This is a genomic window from Dactylosporangium sp. NPDC005572, from assembly GCF_040605515.1.
Taxonomy (GTDB): Bacteria; Actinomycetota; Actinomycetes; order Mycobacteriales; family Micromonosporaceae; genus Dactylosporangium.
Window position 1 is genome coordinate 17,005 of the sequence record NZ_JBEXCY010000113.1, and the last position, 19,943, is coordinate 36,947.

The 19,943-nt window shown below is 73.4% G+C and carries 17 protein-coding genes and 1 pseudogene; 6 read left to right on the plus strand and 12 right to left on the minus strand.

The window, feature by feature from the left end:
* Positions 1-4: 4 nt before the first annotated feature.
* From ABZS66_RS38370 to ABZS66_RS38380, 3 genes are all read right to left on the minus strand, one after another.
* On the minus strand, positions 5-763 hold the full coding sequence (locus ABZS66_RS38370) for a class I SAM-dependent methyltransferase (protein WP_354766590.1): 759 nt from the start codon (positions 761-763) through the stop codon (positions 5-7).
* A gap of 49 nt (positions 764-812) precedes the next feature.
* The gene (locus tag ABZS66_RS38375) at positions 813-2,108 is read right to left on the minus strand and encodes a condensation domain-containing protein (RefSeq protein ID WP_354766592.1); all 1,296 of its coding nucleotides are present in this window, start codon (positions 2,106-2,108) and stop codon (positions 813-815) included.
* A gap of 129 nt (positions 2,109-2,237) precedes the next feature.
* Complete coding sequence (locus ABZS66_RS38380) at positions 2,238-3,665, minus strand: MFS transporter (RefSeq protein WP_354766594.1); 1,428 nt, start codon at positions 3,663-3,665, stop codon at positions 2,238-2,240.
* Positions 3,666-3,721: 56 nt separating this feature from the next.
* Between ABZS66_RS38380 and ABZS66_RS38385 the strand changes: the two genes are divergently transcribed.
* Complete coding sequence (locus ABZS66_RS38385) at positions 3,722-5,056, plus strand: condensation domain-containing protein (RefSeq protein WP_354766596.1); 1,335 nt, start codon at positions 3,722-3,724, stop codon at positions 5,054-5,056.
* Here ABZS66_RS38385 and ABZS66_RS38390 read toward each other — a convergent pair.
* On the minus strand, positions 5,044-7,803 hold the full coding sequence (locus ABZS66_RS38390) for a tetratricopeptide repeat protein (protein ID WP_354766598.1): 2,760 nt from the start codon (positions 7,801-7,803) through the stop codon (positions 5,044-5,046). The genes ABZS66_RS38385 and ABZS66_RS38390 overlap by 13 nt on opposite strands.
* Here ABZS66_RS38390 and ABZS66_RS38395 point away from each other — a divergent pair.
* Complete coding sequence (locus ABZS66_RS38395) at positions 7,744-8,790, plus strand: hypothetical protein (RefSeq protein ID WP_354766600.1); 1,047 nt, start codon at positions 7,744-7,746, stop codon at positions 8,788-8,790. The genes ABZS66_RS38390 and ABZS66_RS38395 overlap by 60 nt on opposite strands.
* Here the strand turns inward: ABZS66_RS38395 and ABZS66_RS38400 are convergent.
* Entirely contained in the window at positions 8,751-9,203 is a 453-nt protein-coding gene (locus tag ABZS66_RS38400; protein ID WP_354766602.1) for a hypothetical protein, read from the minus strand. The genes ABZS66_RS38395 and ABZS66_RS38400 overlap by 40 nt on opposite strands.
* Before the next feature lie 10 nt (positions 9,204-9,213).
* The gene (locus ABZS66_RS38405; RefSeq protein WP_354766604.1) at positions 9,214-10,236 is read right to left on the minus strand and encodes a hypothetical protein; all 1,023 of its coding nucleotides are present in this window, start codon (positions 10,234-10,236) and stop codon (positions 9,214-9,216) included.
* 63 nt (positions 10,237-10,299) lie between these two features.
* Here ABZS66_RS38405 and ABZS66_RS38410 point away from each other — a divergent pair, with 63 nt between their 5' ends.
* A complete protein-coding gene (locus ABZS66_RS38410; protein WP_354766606.1) occupies positions 10,300-10,905 on the plus strand; it encodes a hypothetical protein in 606 nt (201 codons plus the stop codon).
* Positions 10,906-10,966: 61 nt separating this feature from the next.
* Positions 10,967-11,974, plus strand: coding sequence for an aldo/keto reductase (locus ABZS66_RS38415; protein WP_354766608.1), 1,008 nt, complete (start codon positions 10,967-10,969; stop codon positions 11,972-11,974).
* Between the two features lie 243 nt (positions 11,975-12,217).
* Here the strand turns inward: ABZS66_RS38415 and ABZS66_RS38420 are convergent, their stop codons facing one another.
* From ABZS66_RS38420 to ABZS66_RS38435, 4 genes are all read right to left on the minus strand, one after another.
* Positions 12,218-14,734, minus strand: coding sequence for a HEAT repeat domain-containing protein (locus ABZS66_RS38420; protein WP_354766610.1), 2,517 nt, complete (start codon positions 14,732-14,734; stop codon positions 12,218-12,220).
* 36 nt (positions 14,735-14,770) lie between these two features.
* Positions 14,771-15,730 carry an intradiol ring-cleavage dioxygenase gene (locus ABZS66_RS38425; RefSeq protein WP_354766612.1) on the minus strand — a complete coding sequence of 320 codons (960 nt, stop codon included), beginning with the start codon at positions 15,728-15,730 and terminating at the stop codon, positions 14,771-14,773.
* Positions 15,731-15,798: 68 nt separating this feature from the next.
* Positions 15,799-16,761, minus strand: a complete 963-nt coding sequence (locus ABZS66_RS38430; protein WP_354766613.1) for a zinc-binding dehydrogenase — start codon at positions 16,759-16,761, stop codon at positions 15,799-15,801.
* Between the two features lie 25 nt (positions 16,762-16,786).
* Positions 16,787-17,146 (minus strand): MerR family transcriptional regulator, encoded by a 360-nt coding sequence (locus ABZS66_RS38435; RefSeq protein ID WP_354766615.1) that lies wholly within the window; start codon positions 17,144-17,146, stop codon positions 16,787-16,789.
* Between the two features lie 140 nt (positions 17,147-17,286).
* Between ABZS66_RS38435 and ABZS66_RS38440 the strand changes: the two genes are divergently transcribed.
* Together ABZS66_RS38440 and ABZS66_RS38445 are read left to right on the plus strand one after the other, a co-directional pair.
* Positions 17,287-18,186, plus strand: coding sequence for an ATP-binding cassette domain-containing protein (locus ABZS66_RS38440; protein WP_354766617.1), 900 nt, complete (start codon positions 17,287-17,289; stop codon positions 18,184-18,186).
* Positions 18,183-18,920: an ABC transporter permease gene (locus tag ABZS66_RS38445; protein ID WP_354766618.1), complete on the plus strand. Its 738-nt coding sequence runs from the start codon at positions 18,183-18,185 to the stop codon at positions 18,918-18,920. Before ABZS66_RS38440 ends, ABZS66_RS38445 begins: the two co-directional genes overlap by 4 nt.
* A 26-nt stretch (positions 18,921-18,946) precedes the next feature.
* Here the strand turns inward: ABZS66_RS38445 and ABZS66_RS38450 are convergent, their stop codons facing one another.
* Positions 18,947-19,597 (minus strand): response regulator transcription factor, encoded by a 651-nt coding sequence (locus tag ABZS66_RS38450; protein ID WP_354766620.1) that lies wholly within the window; start codon positions 19,595-19,597, stop codon positions 18,947-18,949.
* Positions 19,594-19,943 (minus strand): annotated as a pseudogene (locus ABZS66_RS38455) (hypothetical protein); the annotation flags it as partial. The pseudogene ABZS66_RS38455 and the gene ABZS66_RS38450, both read right to left, overlap by 4 nt.

Here is a 19,943-nt window from a genome sequence, read left to right on the forward strand (position 1 = left end):
TTCGTCAGTCCCGGCGCTCCAGGATCAGCAGGTCGGCGTCGGCCACCACCGGCGCCGGGTCGGTCTCGGCCGCCGCGGCCGCGTCCAGGCGGGCGATGCCGGCCTCCGTCTCGTCGGCGTCGAGGTACTCGAACGTCGAGATGGCGCGCAGCCGGATGCGCCGGGCGTACTCGCGCAGGCCGGCGGCCATCGGCTCGCGCAGCCGCTCGAACCCGGCCCGCCGCAGGCCCGCGGCCGCGAACCCGGCCAGGACGTCGGGCAGCGCCGGGAACATGCGCTCCTCGACCGCGCGGGCGCTGGGGAAGTACCGGTGCCACAGCAGGTCCGGGATGCGGTCGCCGAACGCGCTGCGCAGCAGGACCCGGCCGCCGGGGCGCAGGACCCGGGCCAGCTCGGCGGCGGCCCGCGCCCGGTCGGGGACGTGGTGGAAGCTCAGGAACAGCAGGGCCAGGTCGCACGAGGCGTCGGGCAGCGGGATGTGGCCGGCGGAGCCTTCGCGGTACGACACCCGCTCATGCGGCGCCGTCGCGCTCGCCACCTGCCGCATCCGCTCCGACGGCTCGACGGCGTGGACCGCCCCGCCGAAGAGGTCGGCGAGCAGCGGGCTGAACCGGCCGGTGCCTGAGCCGAGGTCGAGCACGTCGAGCGGCCGGTGCGGCGGCGCCCAGCGCGTGAACGTCTCGGCCCACAGCCCGGCGGCGTCCGGGTGCAGCGCCCGGCCCTCGGCGTAGACGGCGTACTGCCGGTCGTCGTAGTCAACCATGTCAATGCACTCCAAGCCGTGCGCGGTCGGCCCGACCACGGCGGCGGTGTCAGTCGGCTGGGCGGGGCTGAGCGGCCGCCTCCAGGGTGACGGCCTCGATCTCGCGGGCCAGGGACTCGATCGACTTGGGCGACAGGCGGTGGGTGTCGGCACGGACGGTCACCTCCACCGCGTCGTCGTCCGTGCTGTCGAAGCTGATGTTCAGGCCGGCGTCCAGCGCGTCGGCCTTCTCGCCCCAGCGCGTCTCGGTCGGCCCCGGGGACGCGGAGACCTCCGCCGGGAAGCGGCTGCGGTCGTTGACGATCACGGCGATGTCGACCTCGCCGCGGTCGGCCGCCACCCGCGCCAGCAGGTCGTTGTGGGCGAGCGGGTCGTAGTAGCCGTGCATGAACGCGTTCGTGGCGGCGTTGAACCCGCGCACCACGACCTCGTCGAGGTCGCCGTGCGGGTCCGGCACGTCGATCACGCAGAGGCCCAGCTGGGCGCTCTGGCTCACCGCGTCGGCGAAGCCCGGGCGGAACCGGTTGTTCACGACCAGCTGCGCGACGCTCGTCGGCGAGCCGGTGAGCCGGGCCAGGGCCACCGCGTAGGCGGCCAGGAGCACGTAGCCGGAGCCGACGTTCGTGCGGTCGGCGACCGTGCGCACCGCGTTGTGCAGCGCGGGGGAGCGGAGCACGAACTCCCAGTACCGCGGCTCCTGCGGGTCGCCCGCCCCGCCGAAGCGATCGGTTGGGATCGATCGCAGGAGGCGCTCCCAGTACCGCAGCGACTTCTGGCTCTGCCGCAGGTCGGACGGGGTCTGCTGGCGCTGCGCCATGTCGAGGGGCGTCAGCCCGGGCCGCGGGGCCGTGGGCTCGCCGGTCGCCGGGTCCATGTTCGGCATGTCGCGCACGAGCGCGTCGATGCCGAAGCCGTCGACGGCCAGGTGGCAGTACACGATGACGACGTGCGTCACCGTCCCGTCGCGGCACACCACGCCCATCCGGATCGGCCACTCGTGCTCGTAGTCGAAGGCGGTCGATTCATAGCGGTGCAGCAGCGTTTCGGGCGATTCGTCGTCGACGATGTCGAGCGGCACCTCGCCGGCGGCCGACACCACCTGCTCGGGCAGCGCGCCGGGGCGGAACCGCAGGCGGGTGCGCAGGGACGGGTGGCGGCTCACGAGGTACCGCAGCAGCCGCACCATCTCGTCCGGCGTCGTCCCCGGCGGCATGGCCACCACGCCCCCGATGTTCATCGGGAGCCCGGTCCGGACCATGGTCTGCCAGATCCCCAGCTGCGCCCAGGTCAGCTCACCGCTCCCGGCACCGTCCCCGTCGAAGCGCACCAGCATTCGACTCGTCACAGCGACCAATCGTCGCCGGACATGGGCACAAGTCAATCGGCTGGATGCCGGGTTGACGACACCCGTCGATCGCTACTCGCCCTCCGCCGCTGGTCGTCGGGCCTGTGGTGCTGGGCGCGCTCCCACGCGTCAGTCGCCCGCGTAGCGGTGGCGGAGGCGGCGGTACGGGCCGGAGCGCAGCGCCAGCACCGTGGCGATGATGCCGACGATGCCCGTCAGGACGAACACCAGCGCGAGGCCGCGGTCGGCGCCGGTGCCGAACCAGCCGCCGATCGTCCGGGCGCCGAAGCCGTCCGTCATGAACGGGATGAAGACGTACTGCGCGATCGGTGAGATCAGGAACGCGGTCAGCGGCGACGCGGACTGCTCGACGCTCTGGGCGAAGCCGAAGACCCGGCCCTGCCGCTCGTACGGCACCACCTTCTGCAGGATCGTCTGCTCCGACGCCTCGGCGTAGGGGACCAGCGTCATGTAGACGAACATGCCGATGGTGAGCAGCACGATCGACGAGCGCAGCGGGAAGAGCAGGGTCACCGTCCACAGCACCAGGTTGATCGCCAGCAGCAGGCCGACCGGGTTGCGGCCGAGGCCGGTGCGGGCGACGAGCAGGCCGCCGATGATGAACGCGGTGCTGATCGCGGCCCACAGCAGGCCCCACGCCTGCACCGACACCAGCGACAGCCCGTAGGCGTCCATGAGGGCCATGAAGACGCCGCCGAGCAGGTTGTTGAACGCGGAGAACACGATGAGCGCGGTCAGTCCGGGCACCGAGGACACCACGCGCATCGTGCCGCGCAGGTCGACGCGCCGCTTGGCCGGCGTGGCCGGGTCGGTGACGGCGGCGACCGCGGCCGGCGCGGGTGCGACCTCTGCGGCCGGCGCGGGTGCGACCTCAGCGGCCGGCACGGTCGCGGGCGCTGTGGCCGGCGCGGTTGCGGGCTCTTCGGCCGCGAGCGTCTCGCGGACCGGGACCAGGGCCAGGTGGGCCACCGCCAGCGTGAGCACGACGAGGGCCATGACCAGCACCCACAGCATCCCGCCGAGCGCCACCAGGATGCCGCTGATCGCCGAGGTGACCAGGAACGACACCCCGGCCGTGGTACCGACGAGCCCGTTGGCCTTGTCCCGCCGGTCCTCCGGGATGAGCACCGTGACCAGCGTCGGCAGCGCGATGCCGCGGATGTTGCCGGCGATCACCCCGACCATGAGCAGCAGGATCATCACCCACAGCCACGGGCTCGCCGGGTCCTTGAACGTCCCGTCCGGCGCGGCCCGGTACACGGCCAGCGCGGCCACGTAGAGCACCAGCGAGGCGACCGTCGACACCTGCATCATCGTCTTCTTGCCGTGGTGGTCGACCAGGCTGCCGAACCAGATGCCGGTCAGCGCGGTGAACACCAGGAAGATGCCGGACACCACGCCGGTCGCGAATACGGACCGCGTCTCGAGGTACGTGTAGAACGTGATGGCGAACCACACCGTGAAGTTCGTCACCGAGACCAGCAGCGTGCTGACGAGCAGGTGGTAGAAGGTCCTCCGGTCCCCGTGAATACTCATGCTGCGACGGTATGACCTCTACCAGGGTTGATGTCCAGCAGGTTTAGGATCACGGCGTGATCACGGTCGCGGAGCGCGTCGTCGTCGAGTTCGAGGGTCCGGGGTCCGGGGAGGCCGAGCTCTCCTGGGGCCAGCGCGACATCTGGCTGGCCATGGTGCGCCAGCGGTCCTGGCTGCCGAACGGGGCCTGGGGGCCGCTGCCCGCCGGCACGAGCGTCGAGGACGTTGCCGGGCAGCTGCGGTACCTCATGAGCCGCTTCCCGACCGCGCGCACCAGGCTGACGTTCGACGACGCCGGCCACCCCCGGCAGGTCGTGGCGGCCGCCGGCGAGGTCACGCTGGAGGTCGTCGACGCCGGTGACAGCGATCCGGCCGCGGTCGCCGAGACGGTCCGGCTGCGCTACCAGGACGACCCGTACGACTTCGCCGCCGACTGGCCGATCCGCATGGCCGCGATCCGCAGCGGCGGCGCGCTGACCCATTCGGTCGTCGTCATGTGCCACCTGGTCACCGACGGCTTCGGCGCGGGCGTCCTGCTCGACGAGCTGGCCCGCCGGCCCGACGATCCGCTGCCCGAGTCGCAGCCGATCGAGCAGGCCCGCTGGCAGGCCTCCCCCTCCGGGCAGCGGCAGCACGGCCTCGCCATGCGGCACTGGGAGGGCATTCTGCGGTCGATGCCCCTGCGGCGGTACCTCGCGTCGGCCGACCCGCGGCAGCCGCGCCACTGGCGCGGCGAGTTCACGTCGTACGCGCTGGCCCCGGCCCTGCGCGCGGTGACCGCCCGGACCGGCGTCGGCTCGGCCCCGGCGCTGCTGGCGATGTTCGCCGTGGCCCTGTCCCGGGTCACCACCGCGACCCCGGCCGTGCTGCGCCCGATGGTGAACAACCGCTTCCGCCCGGGCCTGGACCGCGTGGTGTGCATGCTCGCGCAGTACGGCATCTGCTCCCTGGACGTCGCCGACGCCACCCTGGCGGAGGCCCTGGACCGCGCCCGCCGCTCCGCCCTCACGACGTACAAGCACGCGTACTACGACCCGGCGGAGCTGGACGCGCTGATCGCCCGCGTGGCGGCCGACCGCGGCCCGTCGCTGGAGCTCCCGTGCTACTTCAACGACCGCCGCGGCGAGCCGGCCGACCTGCCGGTACCGCCGGACCTGCCCGCGCTGGCGGCCCGGGCCGAGTTCCGCTGGACGACCCAGCAGGACGTCCCGTTCGAACCGCTGATCGTCCACGTCGACGACCTCCCGGACGACGGCGTGGGCCTGATCGTCTTCATGGACACCCACGTGATCTCCCCGGCCGACACCGAGGCCCTGCTCCGCGGCGTCGAGACGGCGGCGATCGAGGCGGCCCTGGACCCGTCCGCCCCGACCGGCGTCTACTCGGCGTAGTTCCCGCGGAGCGGCGCGAGCGCTGCTGCCAGCTCGCCGGACCAGGAGGCGAGCTCGTCGATTTCGGTCGAGAGCCATTCGAGCTGATCGGTCAACGCGTCGGCCAGGACCGGCGCGGCGCGCTTCACGGCGCCGGGGACGTCACCGCCGACCGCGTCGCAGACGGCGAGCACCAGCACGGGCAGGACGGATCGCGGGAGCGAGCGCTGCTCGTTCGCCGCGGCCTCACGGACCCGTTCGAGGGCCGCGGGCCACTCCGGGTCCCCGGCGCGGTACAGCACCGACGCCGCAGTGCAGAGGTCGTCCGATTCGGCCTTGGGGAGCCGGATGACCCGCCACGCCAGCTGCACGGCCTCGTCCGTGTCGCCGGAGGTGTACGTGATCCGGGCCAGCGCGGCGAAGGCCCAGCCGTACTCGTCGTACAGCTCGACGGCTCGACGGAGGTCGGCCACGGCGTCCTGGTGGCGCCCCATGCAGGAGTATGTGTGACCTCGGCACGCGATGAGCCAGGCGTCTCGTTCGTCGAGGGTGATTGCACGGCCGAAGTCGGCCAGCGCCTGTTCATAGCGCTGCATCAGCCGGTGGGTTTCTCCCCGGAGACCGATAGCCCAGCTGTAGTCACCGTCGATCGCTATGGCCCGGTCGAGGTCGGTCAGCGCTTCATCGAAGCGACCCAGCAGGCGGTAGGCACGTCCACGCTCGGCAATGATCCATGGTTGTTGGTCGTCAAGTTCGATCGTACGGTCGAAGTCGGCCAGGGCGTCGTCGTAGCGGAGCATCGCCCGGTAGACCCGACCGCGCCTGCCGATGCTCCAGGCATCCTGGCCGTCGAGGGCGATGGCTCGGTCGAAGTCGGCCAGCGCTTCCTCATTGCGGTTCATCAGCCGGTAGGCTTCGCCGCGGCTCGCGACGAGCCAGGAGAATGAGTCGTCGAGCGTCATCGCGCGATCGAAGTCCGTCAGCGCTTCCTCGTAGCGTCCCATCGCGCGATTGGTCAATCCGCGGCTGGCCGTTGCCTGAGCGTCGTCGGGGTCCAGCGCGATGGCGCGGTCGAGGTCGGCGAGTGCCTGCTCGTGGCGGCCCATCAGCCGGTAGGTCTCGCCACGGTGCGCGATGACCCAGCTGAACGTGCTGTCGAGCGTCATCGCGTGGTTGAGGTCCGTCAGCGCTTCCTCGTAGCGGTCCGTCGCGCGATGGATCAACCCGCGAGTGACCGTGGCCCAGGCGTAGTTGGGGTCCAATGCGATGGCTCGGTCGCAATCCTCCAACGCCTCCCTGAAGCGCTCGATGTCGTAGTAGACCCGCCCGCGACTGGCGAGGGCCCACGCATAGTCGTTGTCGAGGGCTACGGCCCGGTCGAGGTCGGCGAGGGCCTGTTCGAGGCGGCCCAACATCCGAAAGGTGTCGCCCCTTCCCGCGATGACCCATGGGACCGAATCATCGAGCACCATCGCCTGCTCGAAACTCGCCAGCGCGTCTTCGTACCGGCCCAATTCGCGGTAGGCCGCCCCACGGCAGGCGAAGGCGAAGCCATCCTTGGGGTCCAGCGCGATGACGCGGTCGAAGTCGGCCAGCGCGTCGTTCTGGCGGCTGATGAAGTGATATGTCTGCCCACGCTCGCTGACGGCCCAGGCGTCGTCGCCGTCGAGCGCGACGGCGCGATCGAAGTCGGCCAGCGCTTCGTCATAGCGTTGCAACCGCCGATAGACCTGGCCGCGGCCGGCGACGGCCCAGCCGTCGTTGCCGTCGAGTGCAATTGCCCGGTTGTAGTCGGCCAGCGCTTCCTCGTACTGTTCGGTCGCGCAGTATGTCTGGCCGCGTCGCGCGATGGCCCAGCTGTCGTCGCTGTCGAGCGCGATGGCGCGGTCGAAGTCGGCCAACGCCGCGTCGTAGCGGGACAGCCAGTGGCTCGCGGCGGCGCGGATCGCATATGCCCTGGCCTGGGTCGGGTCGTGGGCCAACGCCCGGCTGCACTCGATGATCGCGGCTTCGTCCTCGTCAGCTCGGTAGAGGATGTACGCGCGGGCGGCGTATGCGCGGGCCGTAGCGGAGGGATTCAGACAGCCGGTGTCGATCAGGGCCATCAGCAGCTGCCGGCAGTTGGTGCTGACGGCGTCCCAACCCTCGCTGAGTCGGGTGCTGATCCTCGACAGCTCGGCATCGGCGGTGTCGTGTGCCGCGGCGCCTATCGCGTCCGTCCAGCGCCGTGCCGCGGCCGGGGTGCTGTCGGCCGCATCGATGCCGTCCGCGGCAATCGCGGCGATGCGGAGCGGGTCAGCACACAGGTCGTGGTACGTGGCCTCGACATGATGGTCGCGCCACGCGGCGTCGTTCCACGCCGATGGGCCCGTGCACCATCCGCGGTAGCGGTCGGCCAGGCGCGCGTGCGCGGCCTGCCACTGCTCGACCGAGCGCTGGCGCAGATGGCGGAGCATGGGCTCGCGGACGACGTCGTGGTACTGGTAGCCGCTGGTGGCCGTCGCGGAGACGAACGGCTGGCGGGTCAGCCAGTCGAAGAGCCCTGCGTCGGCGTCCTCGCCGAGGGCGGTGCTGAGCAGGTCCTGGTTCACGCGGCGGGGGAGGGCGCCCGCGAGCGCCGCCGCCCGGCGGCTCGGATCGAACTCCCACTTGAGGAACCGGTCGACGGCCGTGCCCGTGGGGTCGCCGACGGCGGTGCCGTCGACCGGGTGCTGCCGGGCGAGCATGTCGACCAGCAGCGGCAGGCGGCCGGAGAGGTTCAGGATCACATCTGTGGCGTGCGCGTCGGTGATCCCGCGGTTGGCGATGAGCTGCCGTGCCTCGGCGTCGGTGAACGGCGCCAGCGATACCGGCTCGACGGAGTTGAGCTGGGTCGCCCACTGGTTGACGTCGAGCGGGCTGCGGCCGCAGACGACCAGCGTCAGGTTGGCCGGCAGGTCGCCCAGCTCACCGGCGAAGAGCTGGCGGAGCCACAGGTCGAGGAACTCGCCCGTGCGCTCGTAGGTGTCGAACATCCACACGACCGGCCGGGTTGCCGGGATCTTCCTCAGCGCGGTGATCAGCAGCGGTGTCAGCTCCGCCGCCGGGGACAGCATCAGGCCCACGTCGGCCCGGTTGCGCAGCTTCCCGTGGAGGAACTGCCTGACCTGGGCGATGGTCTCGGTGCTGCTGCGGGCGATGCCGTCGGGGTCGATGAAGGGCGTGACCAGGCCGGCACCCGGGACCAGGGATGCTCCGGCCAGCCCGGCCTTGACGCTCGTGCGGACCACGTGCTGCCACTGCTCACGAGGTGCCTGGGGGTCTCGTTCGAGGGCCTCGCGGCCACGGAGGTAGCGCTCGAACCGGCGGCGGAACTCCTTGGTGACGTCGGTGCCGAGACTTGTGGCCAGGACCTCCAGCGTCTCGGCGACGCCGACGACGTGTTCATCCGAGTATCCGACCACTCCGCCGCGGTCCGCGACGATCGTGCGCCATTGCTGGAGCAATGTGGTCTTGCCGACGCCGCCTTCGCCGTGGATGTTGAACATGAATCGCTTGCGGACGTCGTCCGGGTGCAGTCCGAGATTCTCGCGAAATCGCGCCAGTGGACCGGTTCGGCCGATGAAGTCCTGGTGGTGACGTCGGCGAAGAATGTCCTGCATCGAGGGCGGCGACCCGGTCATGCGCCCAGAATGGCACAGCCTGTCACGCTCATCCGCCGGCAAAGAATTGTCATTCAGTCGTCGAGTGGGCGGCCCTCGGTGTCCTCGTCGTAGCCGAGTTCGAGGTCGTTCAGGCCGGCGTGGAGCTCGTCGGCCAGCTCCAGGTAGCTCTCCGGGTGTGGCAGTTCGGGCACGGTCAGGGTGAACGGCTCGGTGCCGAGGAGCGGCTCCGGCAGTACCGGAGCGGCCGAGGCGATCGCGTCCCAGTCCAGGGTCGTCCGGTCGTCCTGCCTGCGCAGGAACGGGTGCAGGTCGAGGCCGCCGGTGAGCGTGCCGTGCTCCACGACCCACAGGTGCAGCACGGCGCCGTAGTCGATGATCTCGGCCACGAAGTCGTCGTCGAAGCCGGAGTAGCGGCGCTCGAACGCGCGCCGGATGCCGGCGAGGTCGGGGTAGGCGTGCACGTCGCCCTGCCGCATCCCGCCCGGCTGGACGCTGAACTCGAACAGGTAGCAGCTCGGCAGCATGGGTCTCTTTCTAGCCGAGCAGGTCGATGTCGAGGACGGCGACCTCGCGCTCGCCGATGATGACGATCGTGGCGTTGTACTCCTCGTCCGGCTCGTCGGTGACGGGGAAGTAGCCGGCGTACGCGAGCCGCTCCACGCCCCCGACGCCGGTCAGCAGGAGGTCGACCAGGTCCTCGCACAGGTGCCCGGCAAGGTGGCCGGGCGGCAGCAGGGGAGGCCACTCGTCGTCCTCGTCCTCGTCCTCGTCGTCGAGGTCGGCGATGAGGGAGCCGCGCACCACCTGGTCGATCCCGGCGCGGAACTCGTCCTCGGTCAGCGGGAGGAACCGCGGCACGTCGTCAGGGGGATCCTCCCGCGTGCGCACCCACCACTGCGCGGGGTCCTCGTCGGTCCGCGGGCCGATCCACGCCCGGAACGACACGGGGTTGTTGTTGTCGACCCACAGGAACCGGCCCAGCAGCGTCATCAGGCACGCCAGCCTGGTGCGCAGGTCTGCCTCCCCCGGCGTGCCCGGTGCGACTGTCACCCGCAGGACCCGGCCACTGTGCTCGCGGCGCAGCAGGTGCAGCCCGCCGTCGCCGGCGTCGACGTGCAACAGATCCGGATACGGTACCGCCAGGCGCGCGGCCAGGAATTCCAGCAGGCGCGCGGTCCGCTCGTCGCCGGTGGGGATGCGGGCCGCGAGGAGCGCGGCGACCTCGGCCCGCACCTCCTCCTGCGGCCGGGTCGGCTCATAGGGCCGGCCGGGCGCGTCCTGCACCTGCGCGGTCAGCACCCGGGCGCCCGTCGCCGTGAGCCCGCCCGCCGCGGACAGGTCGGCGAGGGCCGGCGCCTCGCCCCACGGCTGCGCCGACCGGTCGGCGGCGGTCCCGATGAACGCCTCGGACCGCCAGCCGGGCTCGTCGCTCCAGGCCGCCAGCAGCCACAGCGCGGCGATGACCGACCACTGGCCGTCGTCGGGCAGGCGGCCGGTGCCGTCGAAGGGGCTGGGCTGGCGGTGCCAGTTCTCGGCGTAGCTCGTCGTACGGTCCACTCCTTCCAGCCTACGCGGCCTAGGCTGGAAGATCGGCTGACCGATTCGACTGAGGGGGCTGTGGTGGGTGGTCGTTCGTACATGGTGGCGACGCGGATGCCGATGTCGCGGGCCGCGTTCGACGAGTGGCTGGCCACCCCGTTACCCGGCCTCGGCGCCATCGCCAACCCGGCCGAGATGTGGACCGGCTGGTTCCTCGACGGCCAGGTCCCCGACTGGGAGCCGGAGGCGCCCGCGTACCGCGACGAGCGGGCCTCCACGCCGCAGCGCGTGCTGGCCCAGCGCGCGTCGCGCGGTTACACCGTCGCCCGCCACCGCGACGGGATGCTCGAGTGTTACCTCTACGAGTACCACCGCGACGTCTGGCAGACCCAGACCGAGCTGCTGATGTTCGCCGGGGCGGGCCGGTTCGCCGACGCCGAGGCCCCGGTCATGCACTGGGGCGGGGAGGTGTACCCCGACCTGCCGCTCGGCGGCGACGTCCCGCTGTCGGTGCTCCTGGCCGGGCCGTCGGGCGCGCGGTTCGTCGCTGCCTACCCGCTCACCGAGCTGATCGCCGCGCTCCGGCCGGTGGAGGCGGCCTTCCTCGGGGCCACCGACGAGGAGGGCGCCTGGTATCCCGACGGGACGCTCGACCCGGCCGTGGAGGCGCCGTCAACCCTGGGCTGAGGCCTGTCACCCACCGCCCGGGGTTGACTTCGAGCGCGCTCGAACCGCCAGGCTGGACGGCATGAAGACACGACGACTGGGCCACGGCGGCCCCGAGGTGTCCGCGATCGGCCTCGGCTGCATGGGGATGAGCTGGGCCTACGGCTCGGCCGACGACGAGGAGTCGGCGCGCACCCTGCACCGGGCGCTCGACCTCGGCGTGACACTCCTCGACACCGCCGACGTCTACGGCGCCGGCCGCAACGAGGAGCTCATCGGCCGGGTCCTCGCCGGGCGCCGCGACGAGTACGTACTCGCCACCAAGTTCGGCATGCGCAGCCGGGGCGGCGCGGCCCGCTCCGACCTACCCGACACCTACGTGGACACCTCGCCGTCCTGGGTCCGTGAGGCGGCGGACGCGTCGCTGCGCCGGCTCGGGACCGACACGATCGACCTGTACTACGCCCACCGCCGCAACCCCGAGGTGCCGATCGAGGACACCGTCGGCGCGATGGCCGAGCTCGTGCACGCCGGCAAGGTACGCCACCTGGGCCTGTCGGAGGTCAGCGCGGCGACGCTGCGCGCGGCGCACGCGGTCCACCCGATCGCCGCCCTCCAGGTGGAGTACTCCCTGTTCAGCCGCGAGCCGGAGGATTCGCTGCTGGACACCTGCCGGGAGCTCGGCGTGGCGCTGGTGGCGTACTCCCCGGTCGGCCGCGGTCTCCTCACGGGCGCCGTGGCCTCCCACGCCGCTGCCTTCGCCGCGGACGACTACCGCCCGGTGGCGCTGCCGCGGTTCAGCGAGGCCAACCTGCCCGCGAACCTGCGCCTGGCCGACGCCGTGCGGACGGTGGCCGCGCAGATGGGCGCGACCCCGGCCCAGGCGGCGCTGGCCTGGCTGCTCGCGCAGGACGACCTGGTCGTGCCGATCCCCGGGACCAAGCGCGTCCGCTACCTCGAGGAGAACGCTGCGGCCGCCGACCTCACGCTGACCCCGGCCCAGCTGGACGCCCTGACTGCGGCCGTCCCACGGGAAGCGGTGGCGGGCACCCGGTACGCCGAGCTCGGCATGCGCCTGCTGGACCAGTAGCACCTCCCCAGCACTTGAAGTTGGCCACCAGCGGGTTCAGCTCGCCGGACAAGCGGGCGAGCTCGCTGGTGGCCTCCTCGGTGACCCCCTGGCTGTGCTCGCCGTCGCGGGCGCGACGGCACCCACGGCGGCGACGCCCGCTACGACCGGCCGGCTAGGGCGCGACGGCGCCCAGGCTGCGACGCCCGCTACGAACCGGTCGGCCCGGGCGCCCGCCTCGTCATCACCCTCTCCGCCCGCCCCTCAGTGCACCCCGGCGTCCAGACCCGCCCGGACGCGGCGTAACGCGGCCCGCGCAACGGCCTGGTACCGCTGGTCGCGCCGGATGTCCGCGGACGACCGCCGCCCGGCACCCACGAACGCGACCAGCCCGTCAACCGCGGCCGTGGCGAGCGCCCAGGTCTCGCCGGGCGGCCCGACCTCGGCCAGGTGCGCGGCCACGACGGCGTCCACGGGATCGAAGCGCGCCGGGTCCGGCCGGGCGGCGAGCAGTTCCACGAGGACGGTCACGGCGGCGGGGGCGTCGCCGGTGGCCCGCCACAGTGCGTACGCCGCGTGGGCCCGCACCCACGGCGACCCGCTCGTGGTCAGCGCGCGCAGGGTCGGTTCCTGCGCGGCGGCGGCCGGGCCGAGGTCGGCGAGCCGGCGCAGCGCGTCGGCCCGGTCCCGGTCCCAGGACGGGGACCGTTCGCCATGGCCGGTGGCCAGCTCGGCCAGCGTCGCGGCCGTGGCGTCGGCCCGGTCGCCGGTGATGCGCCAGCGCGCCCAGACGAGGGCCGCGAGGTCCGCCGGCGCCGCGTCGGCGGTCAGGCGATCCAGCACCGGAACCGCCGCGGCGGCAGCCGGCCCGATCCGCCCGAGGACGGTCACGATGCCACCCAGGTGCGCGACCGTCGACCGCGCCCCGGCCGACCCCGCATGGGCCTGGCCGGCGGCACCACGTTGGCGGGGAATGCGCGGGACACCGGCGGACTGTGGCAGGAGGGCGAGGAGCGTGTCGGTGGCTCCGGTCGGCTGCTCGGCCGGGCCGCTGCGGAGGCCTGCCGTGGTCTGCACGGCGGGCCCGCCGTGAAGCCCGGTCGTGGTCTGCTCGGCCGGGCCGTCGAGGAGGCCTGCTGTGGGCGCCGCAGCGGGCCTGGCACGGATGCTGGCCGTGGTCTGCTCGACTGGGCCGCTGCGGAGATCGGCCGGGGGTGCAGCGGGCCCGCCGTGGAGGCTGGTCGTGGTCTGCTCGGCCGCGCTGCTGTGGGGATCGGCCGGGCCGGTGCGGGGATCGGCCGGGGGCGGACCGGTCAGGAGGTCGGTGGCGGGCCACTCGGCCAGGCCCGCGAGGAGGTCGCGGCGGACGTGCTGCCAGCCCGCGCGGTCGGGCGTGGCGAGGCGGTGCAGGACGGCGGGTAGGAGTGCGGCCGCGAACGGGTGGAGGCGGTCGAGCAGGGCCTCCGGGGGTGCGATGTAGGTGCCGCGGCGATACGGCTCGGGCCAGGGCCAGTCCTCCCGGCGCAGCAGGGCGGCGAGCGGCGCGACCGAGCGGGGGTCGCCGCGGTGGGCCAGGGTCACCGCGGCCCAGGCGTGCACCTCCGGGTCGGGGTGGGCCAGGGACGCGGCGACGCGGTCGGCGATCGGGGGCGGGACCTCGCCGGCCGAGGCGAGGTGGCGGGCGGCCGTGCGGGCCACCTCGCGCTCGGGATGCTCGAGGTGGCGGCTCAGCAGGTCGACGGCGGCGCCGCTGTGCGTGCGCCAGGTGCGGGCGAGCTCGTGCGCCGCGTGCAGGGCCGACGCCGCCACCGCCGGGTCGGGCGCCGCGGCCAGGCGCTCGGCGAGGAGCAGCTGCGTGTCGGGGGCGTCGTCGCCGAGGAACGCCACCAGCCACGCCGCGAGGCCGCCGCGGCGGGGGATGTCGTCGGGCCACGGGACGCGGCTGAGCCACTGCTCGGCCTCCGGCGGGATCGCGGCGAGCACGTCGAGCAGCGCGGGCGGGGCCGGGTCGGGGCTCGCGCACAGCCAGGCCAGGGCCCCGGCGAGCCGCACGTCCGGCGGACGGGCGGCGTCGCGCCAGAACCGCTCGGCGCGCGCCGCGGTGTCCGGCTCGTCGTGCTCGACGCCGAGCTGGGTCAGGGCCAGGATCAGGCTGATCCGCACCGGCGGCTCGGCCTCGGTCGCCAGCCGGGTGCGCAGCGCGGGCCGGACCCACGAGGGCGGGGAGCAGGCGGCGGCGAGCGCATAGGCGGCGGTGGCGCGCACGGCCGGGTCGCGGTCAGCGAGCAGCGCCACGAGCGTGCCGGCGTCGGCGGCGACCGCCTCGCGCGCGGCGCGCACCGTCGAGGTCCGCGGACAGTCGCCGACGTCGATCGACGGCTCCGCGGCGCGGAGCAGGCCGGCGCGCCGGTCGCCGCCGTCGTGGCTGCGGCGACCGGCCTCGGCCGCGAGCAGCAGCACCCGGTCACGCCCGTGGGTCGCGGGATCGGCGGCGGCCGCGATCAGGAACGGCACCGCCAGCGCCGCCGGGGGCTCGCTGCCGCCCTGGTGGCGGACCTTGCTCCACAGCTCGTCGAGGTGCCGCGCCGCCCGCCACGCGTCGGGGTGGGCGAGCCCGCGCAGCAGCGCGGGCACGTCGTCGGCCGGACCGTAGGCATGCTGGAACCGCCGCCACGGCACATCGTCGAGCGTGAGCCGCCCGTCCGCCCGCAACGCCGCGAGCACCCGCCGGACGTCACCGTCCTCCTCCACCGTCTGCAACCGCACGCTCGACTCGACCATGCGCCAGATCTTGCCTGGAGGGTATGACAAAAACGGCTATGCGCCGCTCGGAGGCATGCCACCCGGCCCGCCGCCGCCGGGCGCGCCACCGCCACCCGGCGCACCGCCCCCGGTGGGCGTCGTCCGCGTGTCGACCCGCGCGGTCAGCGCCACCGTGTACCCGCTCGACACCGACCCGGTCACGGTCCCGAGCTGCAACGTCCCGCCGTCGTCGCCGAACACGTTGTCGTTCTGCAGCGTCACCTGGGCCAGGTTCCGCACCGACTGCGCGTACCCGGACGTCGCGTAGACCGTGTCGCACACGTCCTTCGGCAGCGCCACCTGCGACGTCGCGATCGCGTTCGAGGCGTCGGTGATCGCGGACTGCCCCGGGTACACCTCGAAGTGCACGTGCGGCCACCGACCGGAGTAGCAGGCGGGGAAGATGCTGGTGAACCGCACCTTGCCGGAGTCGTCGGCGATCTGGACGCCGCGGAGGTAGTTCTGGTCGGTGATCCCGTCCGAGTAGAGCGAGTAGCGGCCCTCCCGGTCGCAGTGCCACACGTAGACCGCCGTGCCCGCGAACGGCTTGTTCCCGGCCATGTCGACGATGGTGAGCTCCAGCGTCATCGGTACGCCCTCGGCCGTCCCGGTGGCCCCGCCGAAGCTGGAGCGGATGTCGGCCCGCACGATCCCGCTGTCGTCCAGCACATCGGGCCCGTTCGACCCGTCGCCCGGATAGGGCCCGGCCGTCTCGTCGGGAATCTCTCCCTCAGCCGAACCGCTGGAGGCGGAACCGCCGGAATCGGAACCGCCGGAAGAGGAGGAGGCCGCCGCCGACGACGTCGGCGAAGCCGCCGGATCGCAGGCGGCCAGCCCCACCGCCGCCGCGCCCAGCCCGAACGCCGCCAGCAGCCGCCGGCGGTCGAGCACCGTCCCGAGGTCGAACCCCAGGCCCTGGTCCACCAGTTCCTCGTCCGGCCGGGCGAGCGGTGGCCCCTCATATCGTCGCGTCATGTCCCCAAGGCTGGTTGCCACCGCTGTACGCCCCCTGCACCCGGCCTGCGAGCAGCCTGTGAGTGCCGTCAGGGGCGCAGCGCGAGCTTGCCGCTGGTCCGGCGGGCCTCCAGCGCGGCGAGCAGCCGGGGACCCTCGGCCAGGTCGTGCACGGCCGGCCGCCCCGGTGTGAGCACGCCCGCGGCGCGCAGCGCGTCGAGCTCGGCGAGCAGCGGCGGGAAGAGCGCGGTCCGGCTCAATATGCCGATGTGCAGGCCGATGACGTGGACCGGATGGACGAAGTTCAGTTCCCGGTTGGTCACCGAAGCCTCCCCGCCGGCCATGCCGTACACGACGACCCGGCCGGTCAACGGGCGGACCGCGGCGAGCGCGGCCCGGAAGGCGGCGCCACCCGCGGACTCCAGCACCAGGTCGACGCGCTCCCGCAGTACCGTGGCCGCCGAACGAGGATCGTGGGAGTCGATGACGTCGTCGGCCCCGAGCGCCCGCACCGTCGCGTGTTTGGCCGGCGCGGCGGCGGCGATCACAGTCGCACCGAAGTGGCGGGCCAGCCGGACCGCCGCCTGCCCGACGCCCCCCGCCGCGGCGGTGACGAGCACAGTCTCGCCGGCCGTGAGCCGCCCGAGCGGGCGCAGGGCGGCGAGGGCGGTGGCCCAGTTCAGCACCAGGCCGAGCGACTCGGCGTCGGTCCACCCGGCGGGGACGGGCGCGAACGCGGTCAGGAGTGCGTACTCGGCGAACGCCCCCGTGCCCGTGCCGGCGACCCGGTCGCCCGTGCGGACGCCCGTGACGCCGGCGCCGAGCGCGACGACGGTGCCCGCGGCCTCGAACCCGGCGGTGTAGGGCGGCCGGGGGCCGTCGTGGTACGCCCCGCGGGTCTGCATGACGTCGGCGAAGTTCACGCCCGCGGCGCCGACCCGCACGAGCACCTCGCCCGGGCCGGGCTGCGGGACCGGCGCGTCGGTCACGAGCCGCAGGTCGCCGGGGCCGTCGAGGGAGGTCTGCCGCAGGGCGCGCATGGTGGCTGTCATGCCCCGGACGCTAAGGACCTGCCGCTTACGTGAGGGTCAAGGACCGCAGGTAGGCGGCGATGGCGTCGCGGTTGCGGGTGAGCGCCTCGATCCGGCGGTCGAGCTGGTCGCGCTGCCGGGTGACCGCGCCGATGAAGTAGTCGCAGGGCTGGTCCGGCTGCAGGTCGGCCGGGCCGTCCAGATGGGGCAGGAGCTCGCGGATGAGCCGGGTGGGCAGGCCGGCCTCGAGCAGGCGGCGGATCCGCCGCACGGCGTCGGCCGTTTCGGTGCCGAATATTCGGTACCCGTTGTGGTCGCGGGACGACTGGATGAGGCCCTCGTCCTCGTAGTGGCGCAGCGCCCGGACGCTGGCCCCGGTCGCCTGCGCGAGCTCACCGATCTGCATTCATCCCAGCGTAGGTGGGGTTGTTTCCTAGCATCCTAGGACGACTTATGCAGTGTGAGCCAGGACCTTACGATCGGCAGGTCGCCTGGCTGTCGATCGGGGACTGTGCCGGCGCAGGGCGGTGCATACCGTCACTTCGCATGATCACACTGGAAGGGCTCACCAAGCGGTTCGGCGCCGTTGCCGCCGTCGACGGGCTTGATCTTCGCGTTGAGCCCGGGCGGGTCACCGGGTTTCTCGGGCCCAACGGGGCCGGCAAGTCCACCACCATGCGGATGGTGCTCGGCCTCGACCGGCCCACCGCCGGTTCCGCGCTCGTCAACGGGCGGTCCTACCGCTCCTTCCGGCGGCCGCTGCGGGAGGTCGGCGCGCTGCTCGACGCCAAGGCCGCGCACCCGGGGCGGACGGGGCGGAACCATCTGCTCGCCATGGCGCGGAGCAACGGCATTCCCGCCGCGCGGGTCGACGAGGTGCTCGGGATGGTCGGGCTGGGTGGTGCGGGCGGCAAGCGGGTCGGTACCTACTCGCTCGGGATGGGGCAGCGGCTCGGGATCGCCGGGGCGCTGCTCGGGGATCCGGCCGTCCTGTTGTTCGACGAGCCGGTGAACGGGCTCGATCCGGACGGGGTGCGGTGGGTTCGGCAGCTCATGCGGGGGCTCGCCGCCGAGGGGCGGACCGTGTTGGTGTCCAGTCATCTCATGAGCGAGATGCAGCTCACGGCCGACCAGGTCGTTGTCATCGGGCGTGGGCGGCTCATTCTCGACGCGCCCGTGGCCTCCGTTGTCGACCGGGGGTCGGTGACCGTGCGGTGCCCCGATCCGGGTGGGCTCGACGCGCTGCGGGCGGCGCTCGCCGCTCGGGCCGTCCGGGTCGAGGCGGTCGGTGACGACGGGCTTGCGGTCGCTGGGTTGAGTGTGGAGGAGGTCGGTGACGTCGCGCATCGGCTCGGGGTACGGCTGCATGAGCTCAGCCGGCAGCGGGGCTCGCTCGAGGACGCGTACCTGTCGTTGACCGCGGACAGTGTGGAGTTCGGGGCATGAGGGGCGCGGTGGCGGCCGAGTGGACCAAGCTGTGGACGACGCGGACGGTCTGGTGGGCGCTCGCGGCCGCGGTGGTGCTGATGGTGGCGGGGGCCGGGCAGTACGCGCTCTACGCCGCGAACGACGACCTGGCGCCGGAGTTGTTGCGGGCCGACGGGAGGGTTGCCGCCGGTACCGTCGCCGTCCTGGCGACCGCGCTGGCGCAGTTCGCGGTCATTGCGCTGGCCATGCTGGTGATGACGAGCGAGTACTCGGCCGGGACCATCCGGGCGACGCTGGCCTGGGTTCCGTCGCGGGGGCGGCTGCTGCTGGCGAAGAGTCTGGTGGTCGCGGTCGTCGCGCTGGCGGTGGGTGTCGTGCTCGGCGTGGTCGGGGCGGTCGTCGCGGCGCCGCTGCTGGGGGATCGCGGTGTGGTGTCGGGCGGTGCGGTGGTGGGGGACGCTTTGGCGATCGGTGGCTACCTGGCGTTGATCTCGGTGTTCGCGACGGGGCTCGGTGCGGCGCTGCGCGGGCCGGTCGCCACGCTCGTGACGATCTTCCTGCTGGTGGTCGTCATTCCCCCTATCCTCGAGCTGCCGGACGTTGCCGCTCTCAACCGTGTGGCGGGGGCGCTGCCCGGGCCGGCCGGGACGGACTTCATGCGGGGCGACGGTTCGGCGGGGCTGGTCGTCGCCGCGTGGGCGGTGGCCGCGCTGGTGGCCGGGTGGCGGGTGCTGCGCCGGCGTGACGCGTAGCCCACCGGACCGGCGTCAGACCGGTGTCAGACCAGGCCGGCCTGGTACGCGACGATCGCCGCCTGGACGCGGTTGCGGACCTCGAGGCGGGACAGGACGGTGCTGACGTACGCCTTCACCGTCCCCTCGACCAGGAACAGCCGGGCGGCGATCTCCGCGTTGGACAGGCCGGCGCCGACCAGCGCGAGGACCTCGCGTTCGCGGTCGGTCAGGAGCGCGACCCGGGCGCGGGCCTCGGTGTCGGGGCCGAGGCGGCCGGCGGCGAGCCGGGTGATGACCCGATGGGCGACGCGCGGCGAGAGGTAGGCGGCGCCGTCCGCGGCGGCCCGGATGCCGGCCGACAGTTCGGCGGGGTCGCCCGACTTCAGCAGGAAGCCGCTGGCACCTTCGGCGATGGCGCGGGAGATGTACTCGTCCTCGCCGAACGTGGTGAGCATGACGACCGCCGTCGCCGGGAGCAGGCGGCGCAGTTCGGCGGCGGCCGACAGGCCGTCGAGGCGGGGCATGCGGATGTCGAGCAGGGCGACGTCGGGGCGGTGCCGGCGGGCCAGTTCGACCGCCTCGTGCCCGTCGGCGGCCTCGGCGACGATCTCGACGCCGGGGTCGTTGGCCAGGATTGCCCGTACACCGGCGCGGATCATCGTCTCGTCGTCGGCGAGCAGCACGCGGATCGTCACCGCAGCTGGTCCTTCGCGACGAGGCGGCCGCCGGCGAAGCACAGGCGGTAGGCCGCGCTGGCCAGCGGGAAGTTGCCGTCGGTGTAGAACTCGCACACGGCGCCGGGCGGGGCCGGCGGCACGCCGTTGGTGGGGTGTTCGGCGGCCTGGCGGCGGGGGAGCAGGCCGGCGAGGTCGGCCCGGGCGGCGCCGACGGGGATGCGGTCGTAGTCGCGGGGCGGCAGGGTCGCGTCGGCGGCCACGATCGGGTAGTAGCCGGCGGCGAGCACCGCCGCGATCGCGGCGGGGGCGGCCAGCGCGACGACGAGGCTGCGGCGGGCGCGGCGGCGGGCCTGGCGGTGTTCGG